Source organism: Hydrogenophaga taeniospiralis (genome assembly GCF_020510445.1).
Classification (GTDB): Bacteria; Pseudomonadota; Gammaproteobacteria; order Burkholderiales; family Burkholderiaceae_C; genus Hydrogenophaga.
In genome coordinates this window covers 988,234-1,000,313 of the sequence record NZ_JAHBAG010000001.1, presented here as the reverse complement: position 1 = coordinate 1,000,313, position 12,080 = coordinate 988,234, and the positions used below count along the sequence as shown (strand labels likewise).

Sequence of the window (12,080 nt, the reverse complement as noted above, 5' to 3'; positions counted from 1 at the left end):
AAGAATCGGTGGCCCAAACGGGCAAAAAAAAAGCCGACCCTCGTGAGGTCGGCTTGTGATCTGGGTGCATCTCTGGGGACGCTGAAAAACCATTTTCTGGTTGGACTGGGTTGTCTCCTCGGTCCCCCGCGGTCGACAGCGGCAAGGCCGCTGTGAGCGAGTGACAGCACTGTAGCCGCTCGCACCGTTGTCGTGCATACGGGCTTTCCCTTGGTTCCGGGGCCCACTGGCACAGGAAATGCTCTGGGCCGTGGGTCGTTGGAAAAGGTAACAAGATGCACCAAAACCGTAGATTGTTCGCGGCTCTGACCTGCGGTCTGACGCTCGCCACCCCTTCCCTGCTCTGGGCACAGGCCACGCCCGAGCCGCTCACCGCGCCCGCCCTGGTGGCCGTGAGCAACATCCACAACGCCGACACCGCCTGGCTCATGGTGAGCACCGCCCTGGTGCTGCTCATGACGCTGCCGGGCATCGCCCTCTTCTATGGCGGCATGGTGCGCCGCCACAACGTGATCAACACCATGGCCAGCGTGGTTGGCATCGCCGCCGTGGTCAGCGTGTTGTGGTTCGCGCTGGCGTATTCGCTGGCGTTCACCCCCGGTAACGGTGCGCTGGCGGGCTGGGTCGGCGGCCTGCAGCGCATGGGCTTTGCGGGGCTGGACTACCTGGGCGCCAGCGGCCAGGTGGCGGTGAGCCACATCGCGCCGCACGTGCCCGAGTCGGTGTTCGCCATGTTCCAGCTGACCTTCGCCATCATCACCTGCGCCCTGGTGGTGGGCGCGCTGGTCGAGCGCATGCGCTTTGGCGCCCTGCTGCTGTTCGCCGGCCTGTGGCTGCTGCTGGTGTACGCGCCCGTCGCGCACTGGGTCTGGGAGCCGGGCGGCTGGCTGGCCCGGCTCGGTGCGCTGGACTTCGCCGGCGGCGCGGTGGTGCACATCAACGCCGGCGCGGCCGCCCTGGTCTGCGCCTACGCGCTGGGCCCGCGCCAGGGTTACGGGCGCGAGCCCTTCATCCCCTTCAACCTGGGCCTGACCATGGCCGGCACCGGCCTGCTCTGGGTGGGCTGGTTCGGCTTCAACGCCGGCTCGGCGCTCGCCGCCGACGGCCGCGCCGGGCTGGCGCTGGCCGTGACCCACATCGCCGCCGCCGCAGGCGCGGTGGCCTGGATGGGTGCGGAGTGGCTGGCGCGCAAACGCGCGTCGCTGCTGGGCCTGTGCTCGGGCGTGGTGGCGGGCCTGGTGGCCATCACGCCGGCTGCGGGCTTCGTCACACCGCGCTCGGCGCTCATCATCGGCCTGGTGGCGGGCGTGGCCTGCTACTGGGGCGCCACCGGCCTGAAGCGCCGGCTGCGCGCCGACGACTCGCTCGACGTGTTCGGCGTGCACGGCGTGGGCGGCCTGGTGGGCGCGCTGCTCACCGGCGTGCTGGCCGACCCGTCGATCTCGGGGGTCGAAGGCAGCCTGCTCAAGCAGCTGATCGCCTGCGTGGCGGTGCTGGCCTACAGCGTGCTGATGACGGCGGTGGTGCTGTGGATCACCTCGTGCTTTGCGCGGCTGCGTGTGCGCGAGAGCGACGAGCGCGCCGGGCTGGACCTGGCGCTGCACAACGAGCAGCTGGGCCATTGAGATGGAACACCCCCCGCGCCGCTTCGCGTCACCCCCAAGGGGGGCGGCACTGGCCGTCCGGCAAAGCCGGCCCGGCGGTGCCCTGGGGTTTTACCCCTTCGCTCGTTGTCTATCTTGCTCCGGCGACATCGACAACTTGAGCCATTGAAAGGACGCAGCCATGACCTCCACCGAAAGCTTTGCCACCGCCGCCCACCTGCATGTGTTGCTGCGCCGCAAGACCGGGCGCGTGACCGACACCGAGTGGATGGCCACCAACGCCGACTACGCGCACGAGATCGTGCGCTACGCACGCGAACAGGCGGCCACCGAAGGCCACACCGAGCTGCTGCCCTGGGCCGAGAAGCTCGAAGCCCTGATTCCGCAGCTGGGCGCGGTGGTGCGCAAACCCCTGCTGGCGGTCGCCAGCGAACGGCTCAAGGCCGGCCGGCCCCCCGCCAGAGCCACCAGCGCCGCGCCGGTGCGCCCCAGCGGTTTTTCAGACTCGGCGCAACCCAGCGGCTTTCTGGAGTCCACGCTCAACTCCGTCTTCGGCACCCCGCGCAAACCCGAGGGCGACGCGCCGGGCCCGCGCTACGTGGGCGGCATCCGCTGAGGCATGGCGTTCAGCGCGGCGGCGGTCCACCGTTGCCATGGGACGGCCGCAGCGCCAGCACGCCGTCCACGTTTTCGCAGACCCCGGTGAAGCTGCGCCCGTCGCGCCCGGTGAAGCTGGCCTGGGCGCCAGCGGTCTTGCCCTGACAGGCCTGCACCGCTTCGGGCGGTGGTCCGGGGGGTTTACCACCGGGGGCGGACTGGGCTTGGCAAGCCCCCAGGGTGCTGGCCAGCACGCAGGCGCTGGCGGCGCGAAACACGAACGACGTCATGACGAACTCCTGATGTGAAACAACGAAAAAGGGGGAAAGAGCATGGGAAGCCGTTCAGGCGCCACGGCGCCCCGGGCCTGAGCGCGGGGCTTCGCTCAAGCCGCCACCCCCACCTCCAGCGTGGCCACAAAACCCTGCGTCACGCTGCCGCTCACGCTGGCCAGCTGCTGCGCCGCGCTGTCGTTGCCGAACACGTTGTCGCTCGCCAGCGAGATGTTGGCGAAATTGCGCACGCTGCTGCTGTAGCCGGAGGCCACGCCATAGACCTGGTTGCACACGCTCGCGGGCAGGGCCAGCTGCGACACCGTGAGGTGGTCGCCCACGCTGTCGCTGCCGGTGGCCGCGCTCAGGCTGGGGTAGATCTCGAAGTGGATGTGGGGCCAGCGCCCGCTGTAGCAACCGGGAAAGATGGTGCTGAAACTGACCTGCCCGTTGGCGTCGCTCACCTGCACACCGCGCAGGAAGTTCTCGCCCGTGTAGCCGCTCGAATACATCGAATAACCGCCGTCGCGCGTGCAGTGCCACAGATAGACCGCGTAGCCCTCCAGGCTGTTGCAGCTGTCGGAGGTGTTGACGAGGTTGAGCGTCACCGTCAGCGGCACGCCCGGGGCCGTGCCGCTGGCGCCCCCGATGCTGCTGCGGATGTCGCTGCGCACGATGCCCGAGAGCGTCAGCGCGTTCAGGCGCTGGTTCGACGCCGTGGTGCCGTCGGCCGGGTACGGGCCCGCCGTCTCGCGCGGGATGGTGCTGCAGCTGCCGCCCGAGGCGGCGCTCACGGCGTCTTCGCTCTCGTCATCGCCGCCACCGCCACAGGCCACCAGCGAGAGCGGCGCGAGCGAGGCGCAGGCGCCCGCGGCGAGCCAGCGCAAGGCGCTGCGGCGTTCGCGGATCTGGCGGGCCAGGGTGTCGAGGTCGTGGTTCAGACCATGGGGATGGTGTGGGGTCAAGGCAATGTCCTTTCAGTGGGGGAGTGGGAAGGGGTTCGGGCGCCAAGCGCCGCGCCGTCAGAGATCGATGCCGATCCGCACGTCACCGCGCAGTCCGCCGGTGTCCAGATCGACCGACAGCCGGTCCAGCGTCAGCAGCACCGCGTCGCCGTCGTCGCTGAAGCGCGGCCGCGTGGTGCGCGCCGGCAGCGGGTCGGCCAGCGGCACGCCTTTCAGGGGGCCGTCGGCCTCCTGGGGCAGGAGCAGGCAGACGTCGGAGCGCGCCGTGACCTGCCGGCCGTTGTTGAAATAGATCTGCAGGTAGACCGGCACGGTGTTGTCCCGGTATTTGCGCGGGTAAACGGTGTGGAAGCCGACCGCGCCGTCGGCATCGCTGATCTGCACGCCGCGCATGCAGGTGATCGCGTCGAGCTCGTCGCCCTGGAAGTCGATGGTCCAGCAGCGCGCGTCGTAGTGCCAGATGTAGACCGCCGCGTGCTCGATGGGACGGCCCCGCGCGTCCACGATCCGCATGTTCAGCGTCAGCGAAAGGCCGGGGCTGCCCCGCGCAATGTCGCGCCGCAGCAGCGGCGAGCGCTGCAAAAACTCCAGCAGCGGGTACGGCCGCTGCGTGGGCTGCACACGCAGCAGGGTCCGTGACGGCACCGCGTCATCGCAGGCGACAGCGGGTGTGATGGCATCGGAGGGAGCAAGCGTTTGAAGCATGCCCACGATTCTGTGGAGGGCCTGTGAACGCTGCGTGGGCGATTTGTGTCGGGCCTGACACAAACGCGGCGCGCTGTCGTGGCCTCGCGGCGCCATGGCGCCGCAGGCGCCTCAAGCCGCCGGCAACACCAGGGTCGCGCGCAGCCCGCCCGTGGGCCGGTTGCCCAGGGCCAGCGTGCCGCCTTCGCGCTGCGCCAGGTCGCGGGCGATGGCCAGGCCCAGCCCGCTGCCGCTGGGGCGCTGCTCGCCGGGCAGGCGCACCCAGGGCTGGAACACGCGCTCGAGCTGTTCGGGCGGTATGCCCGGCCCGTCGTCGTCCACGTGCACCGCCACGCCCGCCGCTGCGGGCTCCAGGCTCAGGCGGGCGCGCTGGCCGTAGCGCAGCGCGTTGCCCACCAGGTTGCCCAGGATGCGGCGCAGCGAGGCGGGGTGCACCCGCACGCGCGCCGCGGGCGGCTCGGCGAGTTCGACCGCCTGGCCCTGCTCGCACAGGTCGTCCACCAGCGACTGCAGCATCGCGCCCAGGTCCACCACGCGGGGCTCGGCCCCGTTTGACTGCTCGCGCATCACGGCCAGCGAGGCGTCGATCATCTCGTCCATTTCGCGGATGTCGGCGATGGCGGCCTGGGCCACGGCCTCGGGCAGGCGCTCGATGCGCAGCCGCAGCCGCGTCAGCGGCGTGCGCAGGTCGTGCGAGAGCGCGGCCATGTGCAGGCTGCGCTGGTCGAACTGCTCCTGCAGCCGCTGCGTCATGTGGTTGAACACGCGCGCGGTCTCGCGCACCTCCACCGTGCCACGGTCTTCGTCGAGCGCGGGCGGGCGGCGCCCCTGGCTCAGACCCTGCGCGAGCTCGGCCGCCGCGCGCGACAGGCGCTGCATGGGCGCGGCCAGCCAGCGCGCGCCGAGCAGCGCGCCCAGGCCGATGAGCAGCGCGCGCAGCGCGTAGTCGAACCACAGGGTCTGGGCCGGCAGCGCGGGCGGGGCGCCGGCCACGTCGCCGGGGCGCCCTGTCGGCGGCGGGCCGTCGGGCCGGGGGCCAGCCGGCGCCATCCCGTCCGGCCGGGGCCCCATCGGGGCGGTCGGCGCAGCCGGTGGCCCCGCGTCGCTGCGCGCCGTGAGCGGGTTGCCCGGGGGCAGCGACGGCAGGGTGGCCAGGTTGGCGCCGCTCATGCGTTCGACCGGGCTGCCGCCCCCGGTGGTCAGCGGGATCGAGAGCACGAAGGCCGTGAAGTGGCTCAGGATCAGCGTCACCCACATCAGCACGAACAGGCGCCAGAACAGGGTGTTGAAGCGCGGCCGCTTCACGGCTGGACTTTCGCGGTGAACAGGTAGCCCGCACCGCGCAGGGTGCGGATCAGGCTGGGCGCGTGGCCGGTGTCGCGCAGCTTGCCGCGCAAGCGCGAGACCGCCAGATCGACGCTGCGCTCGCTGACTTCGACCCCGGGTGCGCGGGTGAGGTCGAGCAGGCGCTCGCGGCTCAGCGCCTGGCCGGGGTGGTCCACGAAGGCGCACAACAAACGGTATTCCGCCGCCGACAGCGGCACCACCAGGCCATCGGCCTCGCTGAGCTGGCGCTGCACGCGGTCGAAGGTCCAGCCCTCGAAGCGCAGCACGGTGGCCGCAGGCGCCGCCGCGCCCGCGCCGCCCCGGCGCAGCACGGCCTTGATGCGCGCCACCAGCTCGCGCGGCTCGAAGGGTTTGGGCAGGTAATCGTCGGCACCCAGCTCCAGCCCGAGCACGCGCGAGAGCGCGTCGCCCTGCGCGGTGAGCATGATCACCGGCAGCGCCGGCTGCGTCTGCCGCACCCACTGGCACAGCGTCAGGCCGTTTTCGTCGGGCAGCATCAGGTCGAGCAGCAAGACGTCGATGCCGCCGCGCGGCAGGCGCTGGCGCAGGCCCGCGCCGTCGGCCACGGTGTCCACCACCATGCCGAAGGGCGCGAGGAAGTCCACCAGCAAGCTGCGGATCTCGGGGTCGTCGTCCACCAGCAGGCAGCGGGTTGGGGTCGGAGAAGGGTCTTGCATGGCTGGGGCACCGCGTCGTGGAAGGCGCGGCCAGTTTACGCAGGAAACCCGGCAGCGCGCAGCCAGCCCAGCCCGTCGGACGTGCCGCCGGGCACCGCGCCGCGTGCCGGGCGGTACTCGCAGCCCACCCAGCCCTGCCAGCCGCAGGCCGCGGCCACCTCGTCGATCACGCCGAACAGGTAGGGGTGGTGCAGCTCGCCCAGGTCGGGCTCGTGGCGCATGGGCACGCCGGCGATCTGGAAGTGGCCCACGCGGCCGGTGGGCAGGTACTGGCGGATCTTCATGGCCACGTCGCCTTCGACGATCTGGCAGTGGTACAGGTCGAACTGCACCTTCAGATTCGATGCGCCGATGGCTTGGACCACACGGTGCGCCTCGTCCTGGCGGTTGAGAAAGAAGCCCGGGATGTCGCGCGGGTTGATGGGTTCGATCAGCACGTCGCGGCCCGCGCTCGCGGCCTGCCCGGCGGCCCAGGCCAGGTTGTTTTCATACGTGGCCTGCAACGCAGTGCGCTCGGCCCCGGCGGGCGCGAGGCCGGCCATCACGTGGATGCGCGGGCAGTTCAGCGTCTGCGCGTACTCCAGCGCTTGGGCAAACCCGGCGCGGAACTCGGCCTCGCGCCCGGGCAGGCAGGCCAGGCCGCGTTCGCCCGCGTCCCAGTCGCCGGGCGGGGCGTTGAACAGCACCTGCTGCAGGCCGTGGTCGGCCAGGCGCTGGGCGATGTCCTGGGCCTCGAAGGCGTAGGGAAACAGGTACTCGACGCCCTGGAAGCCGTCGGCCGCGGCGGCGGAAAAACGGTCGAGGAAGGCGTGCTCGTTGTAGAGCATGGTGAGGTTGGCGGCGAAGCGGGGCATGGGTCTGGCAGGAAAGGTGGGCGCTGAACGGTGGCTCAGGACAACCGGTAGGTTTCCAGGTGGATGCTGGTTTCGGTGCTGCTGATGCCGCGCACCAGGCGGATGCGCTCCAGCACCTGGGACAGCTCTGAAAGGTTGGCCGCGCGCAGCTCGGCCAGCAGGTCCCAGCGGCCGTTGGTGTCGTGCAGCGCGGCCACGCCCGGCTCGCCCAGCAGGCTGGCGATCACGGCGCGGGTCTCGTTGCCTTCGACGGCCACGCTCATCCAGGCGCTGATCTGGTGGGGCTGGGCGTCGGGCCGCAGGCGCACCGTGTAGCCCACGATCACGCCCGTGTCTTCGAGCTTGGTGATGCGGTTGGTCACGGTGCCGCGCGAGACCCCGAGCTTCTTCGCCAGCGTGGCCACGTTGGTGCGGGCGTCCTTGCGCAGCAGGGACAGCAGTTGTTGGTCGGTGGCGTCCATATTGGTCATTATGGCAACGAACACTGCCATTTGTTCAAATATTTGACATAAAGCTCGCACAGTTGCCGATTTACATTGCCATGGGCGGTTGAGACATTAACAGTCATACCAACGGAGCTTCCCATGACAACGCATCTTTCCCCCCTACCCACCCAGTTTCTGAGCGCCCAGGACGTGGCCAACGTGGTCCACCGCCTGGGCCTGCCCACGGCCCTGGCGCGCATGGCCGACACCATCCACGCCGACTACCTGCGCTGGCCCGCGTTCGACAAATGCGCCCGCGTGGCCAGCCACTCGGCCGACGGCGTGATCGAGCTGATGCCCATCGCCGACGCCAAGACCTACGCCTTCAAATACGTCAACGGCCACCCCAAGAACACCCAGGGCGGCCTGCCCACGGTGATGGCTTTCGGCGTGCTGGCCGACGTGGACACCGGCGTGCCCGAGCTGCTGAGCGAGCTCACGCTCACCACCGCGCTGCGCACCGCGGCCATGTCGGTGGTGGCCGCGCGGGTGCTGGCCCGCCCGGGCAGCCGGCGCATGGCCCTGATCGGCAACGGCGCGCAAAGCGAGTTCCAGGCGCTGGCCTTCCACCACCTGATGGGCATCGAAGAGATCCGCCTGTTCGACACCGACCCCACGGCCACCGCCAAGCTGATGGACAACCTGAGCCACACCACGCTGCGCCTGCGGCCCTGCGACAGCATCGCCCAGGCGGTGCGCGGCGCCGACATCGTCACCACCGTGACGGCCGACAAGACCAACGCCACCATCCTCACGCCCGACATGATCGAGCCGGGCATGCACATCAACGGCGTGGGCGGCGACTGCCCGGGCAAGACCGAGCTGCACCCCGACGTGCTGCGCATGGCCTCGGTGTTCGTGGAATACGAGCCGCAGACCCGCATCGAAGGCGACCTGCAGCACCTGCCGATCGACTTCGCCGTGACCGAACTCTGGCGCGTGCTGGCCGGTGAAACCGCCGGCCGCGACGGCGATGCCCAGGTCACCGTGTTCGACTCGGTCGGTTTCGCGCTGGAAGACTTCTCGGCGCTGCGTTTCCTGCGCGACGCGGCGCGTGAACTCGACCTGGGCCAGCTGTTGCCGCTGATCCCCGGCCTGGCCAACCCCAAGGATCTGTACCAGCTGATCCGCGCCAGCGCCCCGCAGCCGCGCGCCGCGACGGCCCCGACCGCCGCTCAGGCGCCGCGCCACCCGCGCGCCAAAACCCCCGCCCTGAGCGCATGACGGCGCCGCGCACAGGCCACTTCGCAGCGGGCGGAGTGGGCCTGATCGGCGTGCCCACCGACATCGGTGCGGGCACGCTGGGTTCCCGCATGGGTCCGGAAGCGCTTCGCGTGGCCGGCATTGCCGAGGCCCTGCAGGCGCTGGGCGTGCAAGTGCGCGACCGCGGCAACCTGCAGGGCCCGGCCAACCCCTGGCTGGCGGCCGTCAACGGCTTTCGCCACCTGCCCGAGGTCGCGCTGTGGAACCGCCTGCTGCACGACGCCATGCACGCCGAACTGCAGGCCGGCCGGCTGCCCATCATGCTCGGCGGCGACCACTGTCTGGGCATCGGCTCCATCAGCGCGGTGGCGCGCCACTGCCGCGCCACCGGCCAGCGGCTGCGCGTGCTGTGGTTCGACGCCCACGCCGACTTCAACACCGCCACCCTCACACCCAGCGGCAACATCCACGGCATGCCGGTGGCCTGCCTGTGCGGCCAGGGCCCCGAGGCGCTGACCGGGCTGGCCGACCGCGTGCCCGCCATCGACCCCGCGGACATCCGCCAGATCGGCATCCGCAGCGTGGACGCGGGCGAGAAGCGGCTGGTGCACGACATGGGCATCGAGGTGTTCGACATGCGCTGCATCGACGAGTGGGGCATGCGCCACGTGATGGAGCGCGCGCTCGACGGCGTGGACGCCAACACCCACCTGCACGTGAGCCTGGACGTGGACTTCCTCGACCCCGACATCGCCCCCGGCGTGGGCACCACCGTGCGCGGCGGTCCGACCTACCGCGAAGCGCAGCTGTGCATGGAAATGATCGCCGACACCGGGCGCCTGGGCTCGCTCGACGTGGTCGAACTCAACCCCGCGCTGGACCTGCGCAACCAGACCGCCGAACTCGCGGTCGACCTGATCGAGAGCCTGTTCGGCAAATCCACCCTCATGCGCCCGGCCGACGGCTGACGCCCCTTTTTTTTCCCGCCCCCGTTCATCACAACCACAGGAGACAAACCATGAAACGCATTTCCCAATGGGCCCTCACCGCCCTGCTCGTGCTCGCCAACCTGGGCGCGCAGGCCCGCAGCCTGGACGCCATCCGCAAGGACGGCAAGATCGTCATCGCCACCGAGGGGCAGTTCGCCCCGTTCAACTACTTCCAGGGCGCCAAGCTCAGCGGCTTCGAGGTCGAGCTGGCCGAGATGGTCGCCAAAAAAATGGGCCTGGCCGTGGAATGGAAAGCGCTGAGCTTTGACGCGCTGTTCGCCGGCCTCGGCCAGGACCGCTGGGACCTGGTGATCGCCTCGCACGGCATCACCGAAGAACGCGCCAAGGCCGTGACCTTCACCGCCCCGCACTACTGCTCGGGCGGCAGCATCGTCTCGCTGGACCCGGCGATCCGCCAGCCGGCCGACCTGCAGGGCAAGGTGGTGGCGGTGCAGACCGGCAGCACCTACCTGGACAACGTCAAGAAGCTCCCGGGCCTGAAGGCGGTGAAGAATTTCCCGCAGGACACCGACGCGCGCAGCGCCCTCATGAGCCGCCGGGTGGACGCCTGGGTCACCGACAAGTTCGTGGTGCTCGCCGCGCTCAACGCCAACCCGGCCTCGGGCCTGAAGGTCGGCGAGTTCCTGTTCGTCGACCGCATCGCCGCGGCCGTGACCAAGGGCAACGACAGCCTGGCCCAGGGCTACAACGCCGCCCTGGCCGCGCTGCTGGCCGACGGCAGCTACAGCGCGCTCTCGCGCCGGTATTTCCAGGACGACGTGCGCTGCCGTTGAGCGGTGTGAACCCCTTCCACCGAACAAGGCACACCCCATGAACGCCCAACTGCTTGCCTGGCCCGGCCACTGGAGCCGCCAGCAGCGCGCCACCGCGACCATGGCCAGCGCCGGCGCGGTGCTGATCGCGCTGCTCTGGCTGATGGCGCTGCCGCTGTCGCTCGCCCCCGAACCGATCGGCAGCAACGCCGTGCTGTTCGCCGAGGGCACCCTCATCACCGTGCAGCTCACGCTCACCGCCGGTCTGGCGGGCATCGCCATCGGCGTGCTCGCCGCCGTGGGGCGCACCTCGCGCGTGCTGCCGCTGCGCTGGGCCGCCTCGCTCTACATCTGGGTCGTGCGCGGCACGCCGCTGCTGGTGCAGATCCTGTTCGTCTTTCTCGCCCTGCCGGCGCTGGTGCCGGGCTTGCAGCTGGAAGACTTCGCCTCGGCCTGCGTGGCGCTGGCCTTCAACGTCGGCGCCTACAACGCCGAGGCGATCCGCAGCGGCTTGCTGGCCGTGCCCAAGGGCCAGGCCGAGGCCGCGCGCTCGCTCGGGCTCTCCAGCTGGCACACCTTCATGGACGTGAGCTTCCCGCAGGCCTTCAAGGTCGCTCTGCCGCCGCTGGTGAACAACACCGTGGCCCTGCTCAAGGACTCGTCGCTGGCCTACGCCATCGGGGTGGTGGAACTCACCAACGTGGGCAACCGCATCCAGGCCGCGAGCTTCCAGCCGCTGCCCACCCTGGCCACCACGGCGCTGATCTACCTCACGCTCACCACCGTGTTGACCCAGATTTCGGGCGCCGTGGAGCGCCGCTACGACGTGGAAGGCCGCCAGCCATGAACACCAGCCCCCCGCTCATCACCATCGACAACGTCAACAAGCACTTCGGCGCGCACCACGTGCTGCGCGGCATCAGCACGGCGTTTCACGCCGGCCAGGTCAGCGCCATCCTGGGCGCCTCGGGCTCGGGCAAGAGCACGCTGCTGCGCACGCTCAACCGCCTGGAGCGCCACGACTCGGGCCGCATCGTGGTCGACGGCATTGAGGTCAACGACGACCTCCGGCACCTCGAAGCCCTGCGCCGCGAGCTGGGCATGGTGTTCCAGCAGTTCAACCTGTTCCCACACCTCACCGTGCTCGACAACGTGACGCTGGCGCCGCGGCGCATCCGCAAGACCCCGCGTGGCGAAGCCAACGAGCAGGCCATGGAACTGCTGCAGCGCGTGGGCATGGAGGCCCACGCGCACAAGCACCCCTTCGCGCTCTCGGGCGGGCAGCAGCAGCGGGTGGCGATCGCCCGCGCCCTGGCCATGCAGCCCAAGGCCATCCTGTTCGACGAGCCCACCTCGGCGCTGGACCCGGAGATGGTCAAGGAGGTGCTGGATGTGATGAAGCGGCTGGCCCAGTCGGGCATGACCATGATCATCGTGACGCACGAGATGGGTTTCGCCCGCGAGGTGGCCGACCGCATCCTGTTCGTGGACCAGGGCCAAGTGGCCCAGGACGCGCCGCCCGCCGAGTTCTTCCACGCCCAGGACAACCCGCGCGTGCGCGCCTTCCTGGGGCAGGTCAGCCACTGAGCGGCGCGGGGCTGCGAGCGGG

Annotated in this window: 14 protein-coding genes; 7 read left to right on the top strand and 7 right to left on the bottom strand. The window is 70.4% G+C overall.

Annotated elements, in window-relative coordinates:
- Positions 1 to 275 precede the first annotated feature (275 nt).
- Both KIH07_RS04910 and KIH07_RS04905 read left to right on the top strand, forming a co-directional pair.
- A complete protein-coding gene (locus tag KIH07_RS04910; RefSeq protein ID WP_264181797.1) occupies positions 276 to 1,625 on the top strand; it encodes an ammonium transporter in 1,350 nt (449 codons plus the stop codon).
- A 160-nt stretch (positions 1,626 to 1,785) separates the two neighbouring features.
- Entirely contained in the window at positions 1,786 to 2,220 is a 435-nt protein-coding gene (locus KIH07_RS04905) for a hypothetical protein (RefSeq protein ID WP_226494826.1), read from the top strand.
- A gap of 10 nt (positions 2,221 to 2,230) precedes the next feature.
- On the opposite strand, the gene KIH07_RS04900 is transcribed toward KIH07_RS04905, so the two are convergent.
- The 7 genes from KIH07_RS04900 to KIH07_RS04870 form a co-directional block, all read right to left on the bottom strand.
- The gene (locus KIH07_RS04900; RefSeq protein ID WP_226490907.1) at positions 2,231 to 2,491 is read right to left on the bottom strand and encodes a hypothetical protein; all 261 of its coding nucleotides are present in this window, start codon (positions 2,489 to 2,491) and stop codon (positions 2,231 to 2,233) included.
- Positions 2,492 to 2,586: 95 nt separating this feature from the next.
- Entirely contained in the window at positions 2,587 to 3,438 is an 852-nt protein-coding gene (locus KIH07_RS04895) for an intradiol ring-cleavage dioxygenase (RefSeq protein ID WP_226490906.1), read from the bottom strand.
- A gap of 57 nt (positions 3,439 to 3,495) precedes the next feature.
- Positions 3,496 to 4,143 carry a hypothetical protein gene (locus KIH07_RS04890; RefSeq protein ID WP_226490905.1) on the bottom strand — a complete coding sequence of 216 codons (648 nt, stop codon included), beginning with the start codon at positions 4,141 to 4,143 and terminating at the stop codon, positions 3,496 to 3,498.
- 111 nt (positions 4,144 to 4,254) lie between these two features.
- Positions 4,255 to 5,448 carry an ATP-binding protein gene (locus KIH07_RS04885; RefSeq protein WP_226490904.1) on the bottom strand — a complete coding sequence of 398 codons (1,194 nt, stop codon included), beginning with the start codon at positions 5,446 to 5,448 and terminating at the stop codon, positions 4,255 to 4,257.
- Positions 5,445 to 6,167, bottom strand: a complete 723-nt coding sequence (locus tag KIH07_RS04880) for a response regulator (protein WP_226490903.1) — start codon at positions 6,165 to 6,167, stop codon at positions 5,445 to 5,447. The genes KIH07_RS04885 and KIH07_RS04880 overlap by 4 nt, the downstream gene beginning before the upstream one ends.
- Positions 6,168 to 6,202: 35 nt before the next feature.
- Positions 6,203 to 7,021: a 2-oxo-tetronate isomerase gene (gene otnI / locus KIH07_RS04875; RefSeq protein ID WP_226490902.1), complete on the bottom strand. Its 819-nt coding sequence runs from the start codon at positions 7,019 to 7,021 to the stop codon at positions 6,203 to 6,205.
- Between the two features lie 35 nt (positions 7,022 to 7,056).
- Positions 7,057 to 7,482: an Lrp/AsnC family transcriptional regulator gene (locus tag KIH07_RS04870; protein ID WP_226490901.1), complete on the bottom strand. Its 426-nt coding sequence runs from the start codon at positions 7,480 to 7,482 to the stop codon at positions 7,057 to 7,059.
- A 123-nt stretch (positions 7,483 to 7,605) separates the two neighbouring features.
- On the opposite strand from KIH07_RS04870, the gene KIH07_RS04865 reads away from it, so the two are divergent.
- From KIH07_RS04865 to KIH07_RS04845, 5 genes are read left to right on the top strand one after another with little or no spacing between them, the layout of a single operon-like run.
- Complete coding sequence (locus KIH07_RS04865) at positions 7,606 to 8,730, top strand: ornithine cyclodeaminase (RefSeq protein ID WP_226490900.1); 1,125 nt, start codon at positions 7,606 to 7,608, stop codon at positions 8,728 to 8,730.
- The gene (gene rocF, locus KIH07_RS04860; protein ID WP_226490899.1) at positions 8,727 to 9,677 is read left to right on the top strand and encodes an arginase; all 951 of its coding nucleotides are present in this window, start codon (positions 8,727 to 8,729) and stop codon (positions 9,675 to 9,677) included. The genes KIH07_RS04865 and rocF overlap by 4 nt, the downstream gene beginning before the upstream one ends.
- A 50-nt stretch (positions 9,678 to 9,727) precedes the next feature.
- Positions 9,728 to 10,492: an ABC transporter substrate-binding protein gene (locus KIH07_RS04855; protein WP_226490898.1), complete on the top strand. Its 765-nt coding sequence runs from the start codon at positions 9,728 to 9,730 to the stop codon at positions 10,490 to 10,492.
- Between the two features lie 37 nt (positions 10,493 to 10,529).
- Positions 10,530 to 11,318 carry an amino acid ABC transporter permease gene (locus tag KIH07_RS04850; RefSeq protein ID WP_226490897.1) on the top strand — a complete coding sequence of 263 codons (789 nt, stop codon included), beginning with the start codon at positions 10,530 to 10,532 and terminating at the stop codon, positions 11,316 to 11,318.
- The gene (locus tag KIH07_RS04845) at positions 11,315 to 12,058 is read left to right on the top strand and encodes an amino acid ABC transporter ATP-binding protein (protein WP_226490896.1); all 744 of its coding nucleotides are present in this window, start codon (positions 11,315 to 11,317) and stop codon (positions 12,056 to 12,058) included. The genes KIH07_RS04850 and KIH07_RS04845 overlap by 4 nt, the downstream gene beginning before the upstream one ends.
- The last annotated feature ends 22 nt before the right edge of the window (positions 12,059 to 12,080 follow it).